We start from the raw sequence: 16,892 nt of genomic DNA, 5'->3' as shown, positions 1-16,892 counted from the left end.
GCTCTTCAGTCTTTCATTGCATGCGGCGCGCGGCGTCTGCATTGAGCGCTGCGACGCGATTCTGCCAGAAGGCACTTGCAGTTCCGAACACGTTATAGCCGACGTGGGCAGACACCTTGATGCGGTCGAGGATCGACAGCTCGGTCACCGTCTCGAAGCGGCGGCTCGTGGGGTCATAGACCATCAGCTGCATCGGCGTTTCATCGAGGATGTAGCGCGATACCGTATGGTTGCGATCCTGGCCGTGCTCCTCGCACAGGATCATGCTGTCGGCCGCAAGCAGCCGCGCACCGCCCTTGATCGCCTCGATCTCGACGCCCTCGACGTCGAGCTTGATCAGGTACTTGCCGGAGGCCTCGACCTTGCCGTCGTCGATCAGGTCATCGAGCGCCATCACGGGCACCTGCTCGCCGCCTGCATTGCCGCCGGCGATGCTGAACGCCTCGTGCTTGGTGCCGGTGAGATGAGCCATGCCGCGGCTGGCGCCGATGGCGCACTTCATCACCTCGAAGCGGCCGGCGTTGATGCTTGCATTGTTGGCGAGTTTGGCAAAGTTGGCCGACGACGGCTCGATCGCGATTGCCTTGTGCGACCCATAGGGGGCGCTGGAGACCAGCACCGACCAGTAGCCGTAATTGGCGCCGCCATCGATGAAGGTGTAGTCGACATCGATCGTGCCGAGGAACAACAGCTCGAGCTCGTCCTCGTAGTGATAGTCGCGGTTGAGCAGCTTGCTCCAATAGCCGTCGCCATAGGGAAACTCGAACACGGCGTCCGGATTGAGCTTCACCGCGATGTCGCGCTCCGGCAGCGTCAGGCGCAGCAGATTGGCGCAGCGATTATAGCCACGATGGGAGAAGTGCGACGAGATCTTCGAGCCGGTCGACAGCGCCAATGCAGCCGTGCGCTCCCAGAGGTTCGCTCCTTCGAGCGCTCCGGAAGCACGATCGAACTGGATCGGCGCTTGGCCCATCAGCGGTCGACCTCTCCGAACACGATGTCGAGCGAGCCGAGAATGGCCGAGACGTCGGCCAGCAGGTGGCCCCGGCAGAGGAAATCCATCGCCTGCAGATGCGCAAAGCCAGGTGCGCGGATCTTGCACTTATAGGGCTTGTTGCTGCCATCGGCGACGAGATACACGCCGAACTCGCCCTTCGGGGCCTCGACCGCGACATAGACCTCGCCGGCCGGGACGTGAACGCCCTCGGTGTAGAGCTTGAAGTGATGGATCAGCGCTTCCATCGAGCGCTTCATCTCGCCACGACGCGGCGGCGCGATCTTGTTGTCGGCGACAACGACCGGGCCCTGCCCGTCCGGCGCCCGCAGCTTTTGGATGCACTGCTTCATGATGCGCACGGACTGGCGCATCTCTTCCATGCGGATCAGATAACGGTCGTAGCAGTCGCCGTTCTTGCCGATCGGAATGTCGAAATCCATCTCGGCATAGCATTCATAAGGCTGCGACTTGCGCAGGTCCCAGGCCGCACCCGAGCCGCGAACCATGACGCCGGAGAAGCCCCACTCCCACGCCTGCTTCAGGGTGACGACGCCGATATCGACGTTGCGCTGCTTGAAGATGCGGTTGGCGGTCAGCAGCCGGTCGAGATCGTCGACCACCTTGAGGAACGGATCGCACCAGGCGTCGATGTCGTCGATCAGCTTTGGCGGCAGATCCTGGTGCACGCCGCCGATGCGGAAGAAGGCGGCGTGCATGCGCGAGCCCGAGGCGCGCTCATAGAACACCATCAGCTTCTCGCGCTCCTCGAAGCCCCACAGCGGCGGGGTCAGCGCGCCAACGTCCATCGCCTGCGTGGTGACGTTGAGGAGATGCGACAGGATACGACCGATCTCGCAATAGAGCACGCGGACCAGCTGGCCGCGGCGCGGCACCTCGATGCCGAGCAGCTTCTCCGCCGCGAGGCAGAAGGCGTGCTCCTGGTTCATCGGCGCGACGTAGTCGAGCCGATCGAAATAGGGAATCGCCTGCAGGTAGGTCTTGGTCTCGATCAGCTTCTCGGTGCCGCGATGCAGGAGGCCGATATGCGGATCGACCCGCTCGACCACCTCGCCGTCGAGCTCGAGCACCAGGCGCAGCACGCCGTGCGCCGCTGGATGCTGCGGGCCAAAGTTGATCGTGAAGTTGCGAAGTGCGGGGCTCTGCTCGTTCATGCTCGCGCTCCCACTCACTTGTTCGCTTTCTCGTCGCCCGGCAGCGGATAGTCCGCGCCTTCCCAGGGCGACAAGAAATCGAACTTGCGGAATTCCTGGTTGAGCCTCACAGGCTCGTAGATCACCCGCTTCTCCTGGTCGTCGTAGCGCACCTCGACGAAGCCGGTGGTCGGGAAGTCCTTGCGCAGCGGATGGCCGTCGAAGCCGTAGTCGGTGAGGAGCCGGCGCATGTCGGGATGGCCGACGAAGATCACGCCGTAGAGGTCATAGGCCTCGCGCTCGAACCAGTCGGCACCGGGAAACACGTCGATGATCGACGGCACCTGCGTGGTCTCGTCGGCCTCCGCCTTGAGCCGGATGCGGGTGTTCAGGGTCGGCGACAGGAAGTGGTAGACGACCTCGAAGCGCTTGGCGCGCTCCGGATAGTCCACTGCCGTGATGTCGGTGAAGTTGATGAACCGGCAGCCCGGGTCGTCACGCAGATATTTCACGACCTCGACGATCCGGCCGGGCTCCACGTTCACCGTGAGCTGATTGAAAGCAACCGAATGCCCGATCGCCGCGCCCGGAAGCGCGCTCACGATCGTCTGCCCAAGGGCGTCGAGCCTGCCGTCGTCCATGCGATAAAACCTTCAGCGTTCGATGGTGCCGGTGCGCCGGATCTTCTTCTGCAGCAGCAGAACACCGTACAGCAGCGCTTCGGCGGTCGGCGGACAGCCGGGCACGTAGATATCGATGGGAACGATGCGATCGCAGCCACGGACCACCGAATAGGAATAATGGTAGTAGCCGCCGCCATTGGCGCAGGAGCCCATCGAGATGACGTAGCGCGGCTCCGGCATCTGGTCATAGACCTTGCGCAGCGCCGGGGCCATCTTGTTGGTCAGGGTGCCTGCGACGATCATCACGTCGGACTGCCGCGGCGAGGCGCGTGGCGCGAAGCCGAAACGCTCGACGTCGTAGCGCGGCATCGAGACCTGCATCATCTCGACGGCGCAGCAGGCCAAGCCGAACGTCATCCACATCAGCGAGCCGGTCCGGGCCCAGGTGATGAGATCGTCAGCGGTGGCAACGAAAAATCCCTTGTCCGACAATTCGTGCCTGACCTCGAGGAAATACGGGTCGTTGGCACCGATCGGCCTGCCGGTCGCGGGATCGAGAATGCCCTTCGGGGCCGGAGCGATCGCCGGCCCGGTCGAGGACGTGGTCGGGCTCAATCCCATTCAAGCGCGCCTTTCTTCCATTCGTAGGCAAACCCGACCGTCAGCACGGCCAGGAACACCAGCATCGACCAGAAGCCGGCCGCACCGAGCTTGCCGAATGCGACTGCCCAGGGGAACAGGAAGGCGACTTCGAGGTCGAAGATGATGAAAAGGATGGCAACCAGATAGAAGCGGACGTCGAACTTCATGCGGGCGTCGTCGAACGCGTTGAAGCCGCATTCGTACGCGGAGAGCTTCTCGGGATCGGGCTGCTGGTAGGCGACCACGAAGGGGGCGATCAGGAGCACCACCCCGATGATGGCTGCGACACCTATGAACACGACGAGGGGGAGATAGTTCTGGAGGATGCCGGTCATCGGCGCCACTTTCCTCTGCGGTTTCGGTGCAAACCACAGACTCGTTGCATTGGAATTGGTCGAAGCCTTAGCGCAGCGCACCAAGCCGCGCAAGACAAGCCGTCTTCCGCCCGACAGCCCTCCCCACATTGCGGAAACCCGGACACACAGGGAATGGCGGCCACCGAAACACGCGCGCACCTCTCGCATCGCAGACCCGCAGCAATACGGTGTCGCGCGTGGCCTTCACGGATGCTGACGTGGTCAGCAATCGCGCGAGCACGCACGGCGTTGTGCGCAGGCCGGAGATGGTCGAAGACGGATGACGGAGCGGCGATCGATCTCTCGCCAATGAGCTATGGCCCTGTCCGCTTCCGCTACCGAGCTAGATGGTCGCGAGACGCAGCCGAATCAAGACCGCCGGCGGCTCGAGGCCGGTGCCCGGAGCCGGACCGGCGGGCCGATGGCCATGCCGCCCAATGCCGGCGGAATGTCCCGGCGCGCATACTCCCGATTGCTGCAATGAGCGCTGCAACCAATGAAACCATTTTGAGGAAACGAAGAAACGGGATCGAAACAAAGCGGAGGTACACATTCCGGCAACAAAGTGGCGCTCTGAGACGCCGGGAGGCTGACATGAACCACTCGCTCCATTCCGCAGATCGTTCGACCCACCTCAAGATCGTGATCGTGGCCATTGTCGCAGGCATCGCCGTAACCGCCTTCGGGATCGCGGCCCGCACCAATGTCGACTACGATCAGACCGCCGCTCACGTCGTGAAGGCCGGCAAGCCGGTGGCCGTGACCAGTTCCAACGGCTCGATGGTTCGCTGAGCCAACCATCCCCGCCGATCCCAACCGTTGCGCCAGGCCGCCCTATCGGCGGCCTTTTCTAATGGCTGATCGCAGACGATGATCATCGTCACGGGATACGCGGTGCAGCAGGGAGAGACGATCGGGATCAGGAGACGTCGCAGCGCGGCCCAGGAGCCCGGCGCGGACAGATCAAATTGAATGCTAAGCCATCGAAAATGGCGCGAGAGACGGGGCTCGAACCCGCGACCTCCGGCGTGACAGGCCGGCGCTCTAACCAACTGAGCTACTCCCGCGTGATCGCGAAATCCCGCGGAGGAGTGCGACTTAAAGGGGCGATGTTTCGAAGTCAAGGACAATGAACCCGTAGCTGTGGGAAGTCCTTGCCGAGCCCCGAAGAAAGGGTCCGGCAGGGGTCGTCCGGCTTGGAAGGACCGAGACCCTCTCGAATGTCTGCGTCACGATCAGCCAAGTGGAGGTTTCAGCCGTTTCGTTCGGGAGGCCGCCGGCCATGGGCCTGGCCGCCCCTGCCACGGTGAGCCGCAAAATCATCAGCCAGGAGGCCGGGCATGGCAAAACGGGCGAGCCGTCCGATCGCCGTCACTTCGAGGCGTCTGGCCGCCGCCAACGGGCTGCCGAGAAGCAGATAGAGGAGATCCTGGCGACCGATGCACGAATCGCCTGGCATCTGCGCGAGGACGATAAGGTCGGAATCGTCGGGCTCGGGATTCCCCCCAGGTCACCGTCGCGCGGCCGGTCGTAATGCGGCTGCGGCGAGCCGTGCCCATCATCAGGGCCAGCCGAAAATTGCACTTCACACCACCGAGGGACTCGGATGCCGTCTTATCCAATCTCGCCATCCGCCAATCTCACCATCGGCGGCCCCACTCTGATATATTAACTCCCCCAATCAGCGGTAATATGCTCCTCCATCCTCCTTGTGGTGCCCATGTCCGACAGTCTTCCCAGCTTCACCCATTCCGTGACCGAGCGCTTCCTGCGCTATGTCGTGATCGACACCCAGTCGGACGCGACCTCGCCAACCTGCCCTTCGACCATGAAGCAGAAGGATCTTGGCCGCCTGCTCGCCGCCGAGCTGCAGGCGATGGGGCTGGCGGATGTTCATCTGGACGAGCATGGCTATGTCTATGCGACCATCCCGGCGACCACCGATAAAAAGGTGCCGGTGATCTGCTTCTGCTCGCACATGGATACGTCCCCGGACTGCTCCGGCGCCGGCGTGAAGCCGCAGATCGTGCACAACTACCAGGGCGGCGATATCGTCCTGCCGGGCGATCCGGCACAGGTGATCCGTCCGGCCGAGCATCCGGCGCTCAACGACCAGATCGGCAATGACATCGTCACCTCGGACGGCACCACATTGCTCGGCGCCGACAACAAGGCCGGCATCGCCGAGATCATGGACGCCGCGCAGGTCCTGGTGAACAACCCGCAGATCAAGCACGGCACGATCAAGATCCTGTTCACGCCCGACGAGGAGATCGGCCGCGGCGTCGACCGCGTCGACATGAAGAAGCTCGGCGCCGACTACGGCTACACCATGGACGGCGAGACCGCCGGGAATATCGAGGACGAGACCTTCTCTGCGGACGGCGCCACCATCACCATCACCGGTGTCAGCGCCCATCCCGGTTTCGCCAAGGGCAAGATGGAGCACGCGATCAAGATCGCCTCTGCCATCGTGGAGCGACTGCCCAAGGACACCTGCTCGCCGGAAACGACCGAGGGCAAGGAAGGCTTTCTGCATCCGGTCGGGATGTCCGGCACGCTGGAGCAGGCCCGGCTCGATTTCATCGTGCGCGATTTCAGCGAACAGGGCTTGCGGCAGAAGGAGGCGCTGCTCGAAGACATCGTCCGGGACGTCATGAAGGACTATCCGCGCTCCAGCTACCAGATGCAGGTCAAGGCGCAGTACCGTAACATGAAGGAGGTCATCGACCTCCATCCGGAGATCGTGACCTATGCCGAGGACGCGATCCGACGCGCCGGGCTGACGCCGGTGCGCACCTCGATCCGCGGCGGCACCGATGGTTCGCGCCTGTCGTTCATGGGCCTGCCCTGCCCCAACATCTTCGCCGGCGAGCACGCCTTCCACTCGCGCCTGGAATGGGTCAGCGTCCGTGACATGGAGAAGGCGGTGCAGACCATCGTCCACCTGGCAATGATCTGGGAGGAGCGCGCCTGAGGCGTGGGGCCCGGCGGAGCCGTCAGGCGCCCGCCGTCACCAGCCAGATCGAGCCCGCGAGCGGGACGCTGTCGCCGGCCAGATGCTGCGCCAGCAGGTCGCGGACCGATTGCCGCGCCGCTTCGCGGGTGGCCGGGGGATGCCCTTCCAGCGCACGGCTGGCGGGGCCGATCTCGAAAGCCGATTGCACGGCGGCGTCGAGCCCGTTCCCGAGCGCAATGTCGAGCGACAGCGCGTGGGCCTCGAGCGCGACGTCGTTGAAGCCGGCCTCGCCCAGGATGCGCGTCACCCGCGCCTCGGACGCAAAGGCGAACGGGCCCGGATCCTCCGGCGCCATCTCCGGCAGCTTCGGCACATGGCGATAGACCGCCTGGAGCGGCGCGATCATCCAGGGGTTGGCCTTAGGCTCCCGCCAGCAGGCGAACACCACGCGACCGCCCGGCTTCAACGCGCGGCGCATGTTGGCGAACGACGCCACCGGGTCTGCGAAGAACATCACGCCGAACCGCGAGACCAGCAGGTCGAAACTCGCCGGCGCGAACGGATGCACGGTGGCATCGGCCAGCACGAACTCCACGGGGAGACCTGCCCGCGCCACCGCGCGGGCGCGTTCGAGCATCGGCGCGGAGATGTCGACCCCGAGCACGTGGCCACCGGGCGCGACCCGCGCCGCCAGCGCGATGGCCAGACCGCCGCAGCCGCAGCCGACGTCGAGGATGCGGTCGCCCGGCTTGGCCGCGATGCGGTCGATCAGGATCTGCGACACCGGCGCGAGCAGGATGTCCTGCGCCGCCTGCCGGTCCGACCAGCGCTGACCGCCGGGGCCGTTCCAGTACGCGATCTGGTCGGCGTTGCGATCGTCTCCTGCAGGCAATTGCATGATGCGCCTTGTCTGATGTCATCCTCGGAGCCGGCATCCGCGCACGCAGCGGTCGTCGCTGTCAAGGCACGAGCACGCGATAACTTGCCTCACCACGGTTCGGACAGGCTCCCGCCGGCCGAAAGGCTGGCCCGGTGCCGGCTGAGATGTGATAGCGGGAAGCGGAATCTGGTCTCGCTCTTGCTTCGACGAGCCCCGTCAGGAGCCTCATGCGCTGTCTCGTCGTTGCCGATCTTCACTACGCGCTGCCGCAGTTCGACTGGCTGGTCGCAGCCGCCGGCCATTTCGACGCGGTCGTATTCGCCGGGGACGCGCTCGATCTCGCTTCGATCGTCGACATCCGCGCGCAGATCGTCGTGGTCAAGAAGTACCTGGCGCTGCTCGCGGCCAAGACGCGCGTGCTGATCTGCTCGGGCAATCACGATCTGGAGGATCGCAGCCCTGATGGCGAGAAGATCGCGGCCTGGATCAGAACGCTCCGTGAGCTCGGCATTGCCGCCGATGGCGACGACCTTCTGATCGACGACACGCTGGTGTCGGTCTGCCCATGGTGGGACGGTCCGCTGGTCAAGGCGGCCATCGAACGCCAGCTCGAAGCCGCTGCAGCGAGACAGGCTGCACGCTGGATCTGGCTGCATCATGCACCGCCCGCCAATTCGCCGGTGATGGGGCGGCAAACGCTTTTTTGGCGACACGGAGCTCGGAAGCCTCATCGCACGCCATCAGCCGACGATGGTGATCTCGGGTCACGTTCACCAGTCGCCCTTCATCCAGAACGGCTCATGGTTCGACCGGCTTGGCGCGACCTGGGTGTTCAACACCGGGCGGCAGCCGGGACGGCCGCCGACCTTCATCGTGCTCGACAGTGATGCCCAGCAGGCCTTCTGGCTGGCGGCGGGACAGGCCGAATGGATCGATCTCACCAGCCCATTGCAGCGGCCGGCGCAGCCGGTTACTTCAGCGCCGGACTGGCTCAGAGCCGTGGATCGGATTCCAGATCCGTTCCTGGCGAGACCGGCTGCGGCGGCAGGTTGATCATGCTCTGCAGCACCTCTCCGACCATAGAAAGATGGGTGCCGTGGCCGGCATATTGCCGCTTCAGGTCGGCGAGATAGGTGTTGGCGACATTGAGCCGCTGCGCCAGCATGCGCGCGATCGACAGCGTCGCTTCAGGATTTTCCGCCAGGAAACGCCGCGCATCAAGGATCTCGTAGATGCGGCAATCCGCCGCCGCGCGCACGGTCGCCGTGTGCGGCTGCTCCAGCAGCAGCGACATCTCGCCGAACAGCGCGCCCGGCTCCGACACGAGAGCGACGGTCGCGCCGGCCTTGATCACCTCCAACCGGCCTTCGAGCAGGATGTAGAGATGCCCAGTGCCGTGGCCCTCCTCCAGCAGGTTCTCACCCGCCGCGATCTTGCGCTCATGTCCGCCGGTGCAGTGACGCAGGAAGTCGGTCATCGGTTGGTCCGCGACGTTTGAACAAGCTTGAGCCTAGCGTAAGGACGGCCGACCGCCACGCGAAATCGTCGAAGCGCTTCGCAACGGCCACTGAAAAGGATTTTAAACCGTGTCGAAAATGGACCACCCAGCGCATCTACGCGCCCATGCAAGGCTGCGCTGCAACTCCCATACTACCTGAGAAAGAGCTCGGAATTACGAGGGCCGGTCGTGATGCAACGATGGCTGGTGGAGCTGATTGTCTCCTGGCTTCCGTTCATGATTCTGATCGGCGTGTGGCTTTGGATCAGCCACCGAGGATCGATCAAGAAAGTCGCTCTGCTGTACGAGCGGCAGATCGACGAAACCCGACGGACCAACGCGCTTCTTGAAAGGATCGCGATCAGCCTGGAGAAATGAAGCTTTCCGCAGCGGCACCAGTTCGAGGCTGCGTCCCGACGGTGGGAATGGTAGGCGGCGAGAGATTCGAACTCCCGACCCTCTCGGTGTAAACGAGATGCTCTAACCAGCTGAGCTAGCCGCCCGCATATGCGCGGGGGCTTCTTTACCCCCTGCCCGCCTCTGGATCAATCGCCGGGACGTCCGGGCAGACCGGTTATCTGGTCAAGCCAACCAACTGCGGAACCGCACCAGATCTGCCGGCGCGGGGACAAGCGGTCGCGCTGGCGAATGCTGCCCCAGCGAATGCCCCAATCCCCGCCGCCCTCGCCGCTCGAAAACAGCGGCGTTCCGCAGTCGCTACAGAAATGCTGGTGACGGGGCCGGCCGTTGTCGCCGAGCTTGGTATATCGGCGCGGCGAACCGGCAGTCAGCCGCACGTCCTCAGCAGCACAGATGACTGTCACCCGAAACGGGGAGCCGGTCAGGGTCTGGCAATCGGTGCAGTGGCAGATCGAGACCCGGTCGGGATCGATCTGCGCCTGGTAGGTGATACGGCCGCAGTGGCAGCCACCATCGATCTGCATCGCGCTCTCCTCCCAAACGAAAACGGCGCCCGAAGGCGCCGTTTCCTTGATCTGTCCGGAGCTTCAGTGGGCGGTCAGGCCGCCGGCGGCTTCGTCGCCATCGGCCTTCACCGGCACCTTCGTATCCTCTTCCCAGACGATCGGCACCGGCTTGCGCACCAGCGCCCGGGCGACGACGTCGTCGAGACGAGCCACCGGGATGATCTCCATGCCGCCCTTGATCGCATCGGAGATCTCCGTGAGATCCTTGGCGTTGTCCTCGGGGATCAGCACCGTCTTGATGCCGCCGCGCGAGGCGGCCAGCAGCTTCTCCTTCAGACCGCCGATCGGCAGCACGCGACCACGCAAGGTGATCTCGCCGGTCATCGCGACATCATGGCGAACCGGAATGCCGGTCATCACCGAGATGATCGTCGTGGCCATCGCCACGCCGGCCGACGGGCCATCCTTCGGGGTCGCCCCCTCCGGCACGTGGACGTGGATGTCACGCCGGTCGAACAACGGCGGCTCGATGCCGTAGTTGATCGCCCTGGACCGGACGAACGAGGCCGCCGCCGAGATCGATTCCTTCATGACGTCGCGCAGATTGCCCGTCACCGTCATCTTGCCCTTGCCGGGCATCATGACGCCTTCGATCGTCAGCAGCTCGCCGCCAACATCCGTCCACGCCAGACCCGTCACGATGCCGATCTGGTCATCGCTCTCGATCTCGCCGTAGCGGTACTTCGGAACACCCAAGAATTCCTCGACGGTCTTCTCGGTGATCTTCACCGACTTCTTCTTGGACATCATGAGCTCCTTCACGGCCTTGCGGGCCAGTGTCGAAATCTCACGCTCCAGGTTACGCACGCCCGCCTCGCGGGTGTAGCGCCGGATCACGAGCAGCAGCGCATCGTCGTCGATCGACCACTCCTTCGAGTCCAGTCCGTGCTTCGAGATCGCGCTGGGGATCAGGTGCTTGCGGGCGATCTCGAGCTTTTCGGTCTCGGTGTAGCCGGCGATGCGGATGATCTCCATGCGGTCCATCAGCGGCCCGGGAATATTCAGCGTATTCGCGGTCGTGATGAACATCACGTTCGACAGGTCGTAGTCGACCTCCAGATAGTGATCGTTGAACGTCGTGTTCTGCTCGGGGTCGAGGACCTCCAGCAGCGCCGACGACGGGTCACCCCGGAAGTCCGAGCCCATCTTGTCGATCTCGTCCAGCAGGAAGAGAGGATTCGAGGTCTTGGCCTTGCGCATCGACTGGATGATCTTGCCGGGCATCGAACCGATATAGGTCCGGCGGTGACCGCGGATCTCCGCCTCGTCGCGCACGCCGCCCAAGGACACGCGAACGAATTCGCGCCCCGTGGCCTTCGCGATCGACTTGCCGAGCGAGGTCTTGCCGACGCCGGGAGGTCCGACCAGGCACAGGATCGGGCCGGTCAGCTTGTTGGCGCGCGACTGCACCGCCAGGTACTCGACGATGCGGTCCTTGACCTTCTCCAGCCCATAGTGATCCGCATCCAGAACCGCCTGCGCGGCCTCCAGATCCTTCTTCACCTTGGACTTCTTGTTCCACGGAATCGACAGCAGCCAATCCAGGTAGTTGCGCACGACGGTCGCTTCCGCGGACATCGGCGACATCTGGCGCAGCTTCTTCAATTCGTGCTGAGCCTTCTCGCGCGCTTCCTTGGAGAGCTTGGTCTTGTTGATGCGCTCTTCCAGATCGGCGAGCTCGTCGCGGCCGTCCTCGTCACCCAGCTCCTTCTGAATGGCCTTCATCTGCTCATTCAGGTAGTACTCGCGCTGGGTCTTCTCCATCTGGCGCTTGACACGCGAACGGATGCGCTTCTCGACCTGCAGCACCGAGATCTCGCTCTCCATCAGGCCCAGCACCTTCTCCAGGCGCGTGGTGACGGACAGCGTCTCCAGGATGCCCTGGCGATCGGCGATCTTGACGGCGAGGTGCGAGGCGACCGTATCGGCCAGCTTGCCGAAATCGGTGATCGACTGAACGACGCCGACGACCTCGGCCGAGATCTTCTTGTTCAGCTTCACATAGCTTTCGAAATCCGACACGACGGAGCGGCCGAGCGCTTCCGCCTCCACCGACTTCGCATCGGTGTCTTCGAGCGCGACGGCAGTGGCTTCGTAGTAGTCGGCGCGATCGGTGTACTTCTCGACGCGCGCGCGCTCCAGGCCCTCGACCAGCACCTTCACGGTGCCGTCGGGCAGCTTCAGAAGCTGCAGCACGCTCGCCAGCGTGCCGGTCTCATAGATCGCGTCCGGAGCAGGATCATCGTCAGACGCGTTCTTCTGCGTCGCCAGCATGACCAGCGCGTCGTTCTTCATCACCTCTTCAAGGGCGCGGATCGATTTCTCGCGGCCGACGAACAGGGGCACGATGTTGTGCGGGAAGACGACGATGTCGCGGAGCGGCAGAACCGGATAGGCGTGGCTCTCGCCGTAAACGATGGTCGGCCGGGGTTTGGGGGTCGTCATGGCCTGTTCCTTTTGTTTTGCCCCCTTGCACGCAGTCCGCCATCGTGCGCAACCGCCACAAGGTGCGATCTGATCCGGACATCACTGACGCGTCGATATCGCCCGCTTGTTTCGGATCGTTTGTTGAGGCGAATCCCGGGATTGAGATTTGTATCGCCACGCGACATTAGGTGGCTATCGAGCCGGGGGGTGTCAAGTATCGGTAAACACCCGCCAAATATGGCTTTACGCGGCGGGACTCTGAAACAGTGCGACGCTGCGGACGCGTAGTCCGCAGCGATCGCCGACTTTAGAAATCGAGGTCTTCTGTCTATCGTACCAGCGCGGATCACGCGCTGGCGCTGCTTTCCACTGCGCGATCGGAGCGATCGGCGTAGATGTAGAGCGGACGGGCCGTGCCCTCGACCACTTCGCGCGAGATGACCACTTCCTCGACGCCTTCGAGGCCCGGCAGGTCGAACATCGTCTCGAGCAGGATGCTTTCGAGGATCGACCGCAGACCGCGTGCACCGGTCTTGCGCTCGATGGCCTTGCGGGCCACTGCGCCCAGCGCCTCGTCGGCGAAGGTCAGCTCGATGTTCTCCATCTCGAACAGCCGCTGATACTGCTTCACCAGCGCGTTCTTCGGCTCGGTCAGGATCTTCTTCAGCGAGGTCTCGTCGAGATCCTCGAGCGTCGCCACGACCGGCAGACGGCCGACGAATTCCGGGATCAGGCCGTACTTCAGCAGATCCTCGGGCTCGACGTGACGGAAGATCTCGCCGGTCCGACGGTCTTCCGGCGCCAGCACCTGAGCCGCGAAACCGATCGAGGTCGACCGGCCGCGCGCCGAGATGATCTTCTCGAGGCCGGAGAACGCACCACCGCAGATGAACAGGATGTTGGTGGTGTCGACCTGCAGGAACTCCTGCTGCGGGTGCTTGCGGCCGCCCTGCGGCGGCACGGACGCAACCGTGCCTTCCATGATCTTGAGCAGCGCCTGCTGGACACCCTCGCCCGACACGTCGCGGGTGATCGAAGGATTGTCCGACTTGCGACTGATCTTGTCGATTTCGTCGATGTAGACAATGCCACGCTGCGCGCGCTCGACATTGTAGTCGGCTGCCTGCAGCAGCTTCAGGATGATGTTCTCGACGTCCTCACCGACATAGCCGGCCTCGGTCAGGGTCGTCGCATCCGCCATCGTGAACGGCACGTCCAGAATGCGCGCCAGCGTCTGCGCCAGCAGCGTCTTGCCCGAGCCGGTCGGACCGATCAGCAGGATGTTCGACTTCGCGAGCTCGACGTCGGAGTGCTTGGTCTGGTGGTTCAGCCGCTTGTAGTGATTGTGGACGGCAACCGACAGCACCTTTTTCGCATGGTTCTGGCCGATGACGTAATCGTCCAGGACCTTGCAGATTTCCTTCGGGGTGGGAATGCCGTCGCGCGACTTGACCAGCGAGGACTTGTTCTCCTCGCGGATGATGTCCATGCAGAGTTCGACGCACTCGTCGCAGATGAAGACGGTTGGACCTGCGATCAGTTTGCGGACTTCGTGCTGGCTCTTGCCGCAGAACGAGCAATATAGCGTGTTCTTCGAGTCGCTCGTGCCGACCTTACTCATTCCTGTCTCCGTCCGCGGTTCGCTCTTGTCCGCTCGTTCGTTCCGATCCGGCACGGGCCGGATCAAACTGGTGAAAGAGCAAATTTCGTACCAAAATTAAGACCTTGTTCTTCACCCGCCGTGCACCCACGACCTGCGCGAATCCCCCACGATCCATAACTGGACACTCTAGCCAATCATGCTGTCATCCGACTATCAAGAATTCGCTAATCGGAGGACATACCCTAGACCGTGACATTACCGTGATTTTGGGGCTTGACACGGTAAGAACACGCGAAATCGATCGAACGTTGCGTGTTTGCCACGCCTGTTTGCCGGTTGCACGGCCGGGTTGCGGCCCTTTTGGGACCCCACCTCAATACCTCTGCCGGCTCAGCCGGCAAAGTCGATGCCGTGTGGCCGCGAGGCTTGGACACCAAGCCTCGCCGTCACCTCGTTACTTGCCCGTCTGCGACGGATCTTCCGGCCGCTTCTCGATCACCTTGTCGATCAATCCGAACTCGGCAGCGGCTTCCGCCGTGAGGAATTTGTCGCGTTCCAGCGCATCCTCGATCGCCTTGTAGGACTGACCGGTGTGCTTGACGTAGATCTCGTTCAGCCGCTTCTTGAGGTTCAGAATTTCCTGGGCGTGCAGCATGATGTCGGTCGCCTGGCCCTGGAAGCCGCCGGACGGCTGATGCACCATGATGCGCGAGTTCGGCAGCGAGAAGCGCATGTCCTTGTGGCCGGCGCACAGCAGCAGCGAGCCCATCGAGGCCGCCTGGCCCGTGCACAGCGTCGACACCGGCGGGCGAATGAACTGCATCGTGTCGTAGATCGCCAGACCCGACGTCACCACCCCGCCCGGCGAGTTGATGTACATCGAGATTTCCTTCTTCGGATTCTCGGCTTCCAGGAACAGCAGCTGCGCGACCGTCAGGGTCGACATGCCGTCTTCGACCGGACCGGTCACGAAGATGATGCGCTCCTTCAGGAGGCGCGAGAAAATGTCGTAGGCGCGCTCACCGCGGTTGGTCTGCTCGACCACCATGGGCACAAGGTTCATATAGGTTTCGACGGGATCGCGCATGAATCACCCAAGGGTTGGACGAGCAGTTGAGACAACCGGCCGCCGCAGGTGAGGCTCATTCAAAGAGCAGCGACAGGCGTCCCGTGATGCAGAACTTCAAGACCGAGCCCACAGATATGGACCAATTTCCCGGTGACAAGACCGGCGAGACTGGACCAGTCGCGAGCAAGGCCGCTGTCCCCGTTCAAGCTGATTCCCGCCGCTCCGACCAGCGCCGGCACCGGGCCGACCGGCGCTTTCGCCGGTCAACCTTAATCGGAGGCTGCTGGGTCGCGGCAGGAGGCAGCCCGATCAGGCCGCCTTGTCGCTGTCGTCATCCTTGAACAGCTCGTCCTTGGAGACCTTCTTCTCGGTCACGTTGGCGAGCTCGAGGATGAAGTCGACGACCTTGTCCTCGTAGATCGGCGCGCGCAGCTGCGCGAGCGCCTGCGGGTTGCTGCGATAGAAGTCCCAGACCTCCTTCTCGCGACCGGGCATCGAGCGCGCGCGCTCGATCACGGCGCGGCTGACCTCGTCGTCGGTCACGGTGATCTTGTTCTTCTCGCCGATCTCCGACAGCACGAGGCCGAGGCGCACGCGGCGGTCGGCGATGGTGCGGTACTCGTCCTTCGCCTTGTCCTCGGTGGTGTTCTCGTCGGCAAAGGTCTTGCCGCTGGAATCCATCTCGGCCTTGACCGAGTTCCACATCAGGTTGAACTCCTCGTCGATCAGCGAGGGAGGCGCGTCGAACTTGTGGGTCTCGTCGAGACGGTCGAGCAGCGCGCGCTTCACGCGCTGGCGGGTCGCTTGGTTGAACTCGCCGGCGAGACGGTCGCGCATCAGCTGCTTCAGCTTCTCGAGCGATTCGAGGCCGAGCGTCTTGGCGAACTCGTCGTCCACGACCTTCTCCTCGGGCGCCTCGATCGCGGTCGCCGTGGTCTCGAACTCGGCGGCCTTGCCGGCGAGCTCGTTGTTCAGATAGTTGGTCGGGAACGTCACCTTGAGCGTGCGGGTCTCACCGACGCCGATGCCGACCAGCTGGTCCTCGAAGCCCGGGATGAAGGTGTTCGAGCCGATCACGACGTCGATGCCCTCGCCGGTGCCGCCCTCGAAGGCGACGCCGTCGATCGTGCCCTTGAAGTTCACCTTCACGCGATCGCCGTTTTCGGCCTTCGCGCCGTCGGCCTTGGCGGCGTAGCTGCGATTGGCGTCGGCCAGGCGCTTGATCGCCTCGTCGACGTCGGCATCGGTGATGTCGGCGACCGGCTTCTCGACCGAGAAGGTCTTGAAGTCGGCGAGCGCGATCGCGGGCACGACCTCGACGGCCACGGTGTAGGTCAGGTCGGACTGCCCACTGAGGATCTTCTCGACCTCGGCTTCCTCGGTCGGCATCGTCACCTTCGGCTCGGTCGCCAGACGGAAGCCGCGCTCGGTGAAGATCTGGGTGTTGGTGTCGCGGATGGTCTGGTCGATGGTCTCGGCCATGACCGACTTGCCGTAGATCTTCTTCAGATGGGCGACCGGCACCTTGCCGGGACGGAAGCCGTTGATGCGGACCTTGTCCTTCAGGTCGACCAGCTTGGCGCCCGCCTTGGCGTCGAGATCGGCCGCGGGAACGCTGATCTGGAACTCGTGCTTCAAGCCTTCGGACAAGGTTTCTGTGACCTGCATGGCGTCAATCTTCTTCCGCTTCGGTCCGGACCC

The 16,892-nt window shown here is 63.6% G+C and carries 16 protein-coding genes, 2 tRNA genes and 1 pseudogene; 5 read left to right on the top strand and 14 right to left on the bottom strand.

Annotated features, from left to right (window positions below; genetic code table 11):
• Positions 1-13 precede the first annotated feature (13 nt).
• From S58_RS16710 to S58_RS16690, 5 genes are read right to left on the bottom strand one after another with little or no spacing between them, the layout of a single operon-like run.
• On the bottom strand, positions 14-973 hold the full coding sequence (locus tag S58_RS16710; protein ID WP_015666519.1) for an FkbM family methyltransferase: 960 nt from the start codon (positions 971-973) through the stop codon (positions 14-16).
• On the bottom strand, positions 973-2,169 hold the full coding sequence (locus tag S58_RS16705; RefSeq protein WP_015666518.1) for an NADH-quinone oxidoreductase subunit D: 1,197 nt from the start codon (positions 2,167-2,169) through the stop codon (positions 973-975). Before S58_RS16705 ends, S58_RS16710 begins: the two co-directional genes overlap by 1 nt.
• A gap of 14 nt (positions 2,170-2,183) precedes the next feature.
• Complete coding sequence (locus S58_RS16700; protein ID WP_015666517.1) at positions 2,184-2,789, bottom strand: NADH-quinone oxidoreductase subunit C; 606 nt, start codon at positions 2,787-2,789, stop codon at positions 2,184-2,186.
• Positions 2,790-2,801: 12 nt separating this feature from the next.
• Positions 2,802-3,386, bottom strand: coding sequence for a NuoB/complex I 20 kDa subunit family protein (locus S58_RS16695; protein WP_173424458.1), 585 nt, complete (start codon positions 3,384-3,386; stop codon positions 2,802-2,804).
• Positions 3,383-3,748 (bottom strand): NADH-quinone oxidoreductase subunit A, encoded by a 366-nt coding sequence (locus S58_RS16690; RefSeq protein WP_006611013.1) that lies wholly within the window; start codon positions 3,746-3,748, stop codon positions 3,383-3,385. Before S58_RS16690 ends, S58_RS16695 begins: the two co-directional genes overlap by 4 nt.
• Before the next feature lie 615 nt (positions 3,749-4,363).
• Here S58_RS16690 and S58_RS16685 point away from each other — a divergent pair.
• On the top strand, positions 4,364-4,561 hold the full coding sequence (locus S58_RS16685; RefSeq protein ID WP_015666515.1) for a hypothetical protein: 198 nt from the start codon (positions 4,364-4,366) through the stop codon (positions 4,559-4,561).
• 198 nt (positions 4,562-4,759) lie between these two features.
• Here the strand turns inward: S58_RS16685 and S58_RS16680 are convergent.
• Positions 4,760-4,836, bottom strand: a tRNA-Asp gene (locus S58_RS16680).
• A 215-nt stretch (positions 4,837-5,051) separates the two neighbouring features.
• Here S58_RS16680 and S58_RS16670 point away from each other — a divergent pair.
• Positions 5,052-5,303 (top strand): hypothetical protein, encoded by a 252-nt coding sequence (locus S58_RS16670; RefSeq protein WP_015666513.1) that lies wholly within the window; start codon positions 5,052-5,054, stop codon positions 5,301-5,303.
• A 186-nt stretch (positions 5,304-5,489) separates the two neighbouring features.
• Positions 5,490-6,746, top strand: a complete 1,257-nt coding sequence (pepT, locus tag S58_RS16665; protein WP_015666512.1) for a peptidase T — start codon at positions 5,490-5,492, stop codon at positions 6,744-6,746.
• A 22-nt stretch (positions 6,747-6,768) separates the two neighbouring features.
• On the opposite strand, the gene S58_RS16660 is transcribed toward pepT, so the two are convergent.
• Positions 6,769-7,626 (bottom strand): class I SAM-dependent methyltransferase, encoded by an 858-nt coding sequence (locus S58_RS16660; protein ID WP_015666511.1) that lies wholly within the window; start codon positions 7,624-7,626, stop codon positions 6,769-6,771.
• 209 nt (positions 7,627-7,835) lie between these two features.
• Between S58_RS16660 and S58_RS16655 the strand changes: the two are divergent.
• A pseudogene (locus tag S58_RS16655) lies at positions 7,836-8,661 on the top strand (metallophosphoesterase family protein).
• On the opposite strand, the gene S58_RS16650 reads toward S58_RS16655, so the two are convergent.
• The gene (locus S58_RS16650; RefSeq protein WP_015666508.1) at positions 8,600-9,085 is read right to left on the bottom strand and encodes a Crp/Fnr family transcriptional regulator; all 486 of its coding nucleotides are present in this window, start codon (positions 9,083-9,085) and stop codon (positions 8,600-8,602) included. The pseudogene S58_RS16655 and the gene S58_RS16650 sit on opposite strands and share 62 nt — an antisense overlap.
• A 213-nt stretch (positions 9,086-9,298) precedes the next feature.
• Here S58_RS16650 and S58_RS16645 point away from each other — a divergent pair, with 213 nt between their 5' ends.
• Entirely contained in the window at positions 9,299-9,484 is a 186-nt protein-coding gene (locus S58_RS16645) for a hypothetical protein (RefSeq protein ID WP_015666507.1), read from the top strand.
• A 48-nt stretch (positions 9,485-9,532) separates the two neighbouring features.
• Here the strand turns inward: S58_RS16645 and S58_RS16640 are convergent.
• The 6 genes from S58_RS16640 to tig all read right to left on the bottom strand — a co-directional run bounded on the left by S58_RS16640 (position 9,533) and on the right by tig (position 16,859).
• Positions 9,533-9,609 (bottom strand) — tRNA-Val (locus S58_RS16640).
• A gap of 42 nt (positions 9,610-9,651) precedes the next feature.
• Positions 9,652-10,050 (bottom strand): GFA family protein, encoded by a 399-nt coding sequence (locus tag S58_RS16635; RefSeq protein WP_015666506.1) that lies wholly within the window; start codon positions 10,048-10,050, stop codon positions 9,652-9,654.
• A 63-nt stretch (positions 10,051-10,113) separates the two neighbouring features.
• Positions 10,114-12,537, bottom strand: a complete 2,424-nt coding sequence (lon, locus tag S58_RS16630) for an endopeptidase La (protein ID WP_015666505.1) — start codon at positions 12,535-12,537, stop codon at positions 10,114-10,116.
• A gap of 328 nt (positions 12,538-12,865) precedes the next feature.
• A complete protein-coding gene (gene clpX / locus S58_RS16625; RefSeq protein ID WP_015666504.1) occupies positions 12,866-14,140 on the bottom strand; it encodes an ATP-dependent Clp protease ATP-binding subunit ClpX in 1,275 nt (424 codons plus the stop codon).
• 436 nt (positions 14,141-14,576) lie between these two features.
• Positions 14,577-15,209, bottom strand: coding sequence for an ATP-dependent Clp protease proteolytic subunit (locus S58_RS16620; protein WP_015666503.1), 633 nt, complete (start codon positions 15,207-15,209; stop codon positions 14,577-14,579).
• A 291-nt stretch (positions 15,210-15,500) separates the two neighbouring features.
• Positions 15,501-16,859 (bottom strand): trigger factor, encoded by a 1,359-nt coding sequence (gene tig, locus S58_RS16615; protein WP_015666502.1) that lies wholly within the window; start codon positions 16,857-16,859, stop codon positions 15,501-15,503.
• Between the last annotated feature and the right edge of the window lie 33 nt (positions 16,860-16,892).

It is taken from the genome of Bradyrhizobium oligotrophicum S58 (assembly GCF_000344805.1).
In the GTDB taxonomy this organism is placed as follows: domain Bacteria; phylum Pseudomonadota; class Alphaproteobacteria; order Rhizobiales; family Xanthobacteraceae; genus Bradyrhizobium; species Bradyrhizobium oligotrophicum.
The sequence above is the reverse complement of the archived record's forward strand: the minus strand, read 5'-3'. Positions and strand labels throughout refer to the sequence as shown.

Coding starts and splice junctions, on each gene's coding strand:
- S58_RS16650 (WP_015666508.1), bottom strand. CDS start 9,085: ATGACCGACTTCCTGCGTCACTGCACCGGCGGACATGAGCGCAAGATC.
- S58_RS16670 (WP_015666513.1), top strand. CDS start 5,052: ATGGGCCTGGCCGCCCCTGCCACGGTGAGCCGCAAAATCATCAGCCAG.
- tig (WP_015666502.1), bottom strand. CDS start 16,859: ATGCAGGTCACAGAAACCTTGTCCGAAGGCTTGAAGCACGAGTTCCAG.
- S58_RS16710 (WP_015666519.1), bottom strand. CDS start 973: ATGGGCCAAGCGCCGATCCAGTTCGATCGTGCTTCCGGAGCGCTCGAA.
- S58_RS16645 (WP_015666507.1), top strand. CDS start 9,299: ATGCAACGATGGCTGGTGGAGCTGATTGTCTCCTGGCTTCCGTTCATG.
- clpX (WP_015666504.1), bottom strand. CDS start 14,140: ATGAGTAAGGTCGGCACGAGCGACTCGAAGAACACGCTATATTGCTCG.
- lon (WP_015666505.1), bottom strand. CDS start 12,537: ATGACGACCCCCAAACCCCGGCCGACCATCGTTTACGGCGAGAGCCAC.
- S58_RS16690 (WP_006611013.1), bottom strand. CDS start 3,748: ATGACCGGCATCCTCCAGAACTATCTCCCCCTCGTCGTGTTCATAGGT.
- S58_RS16660 (WP_015666511.1), bottom strand. CDS start 7,626: ATGCAATTGCCTGCAGGAGACGATCGCAACGCCGACCAGATCGCGTAC.
- pepT (WP_015666512.1), top strand. CDS start 5,490: ATGTCCGACAGTCTTCCCAGCTTCACCCATTCCGTGACCGAGCGCTTC.
- S58_RS16700 (WP_015666517.1), bottom strand. CDS start 2,789: ATGGACGACGGCAGGCTCGACGCCCTTGGGCAGACGATCGTGAGCGCG.
- S58_RS16620 (WP_015666503.1), bottom strand. CDS start 15,209: ATGCGCGATCCCGTCGAAACCTATATGAACCTTGTGCCCATGGTGGTC.
- S58_RS16685 (WP_015666515.1), top strand. CDS start 4,364: ATGAACCACTCGCTCCATTCCGCAGATCGTTCGACCCACCTCAAGATC.
- S58_RS16635 (WP_015666506.1), bottom strand. CDS start 10,050: ATGCAGATCGATGGTGGCTGCCACTGCGGCCGTATCACCTACCAGGCG.
- S58_RS16705 (WP_015666518.1), bottom strand. CDS start 2,169: ATGAACGAGCAGAGCCCCGCACTTCGCAACTTCACGATCAACTTTGGC.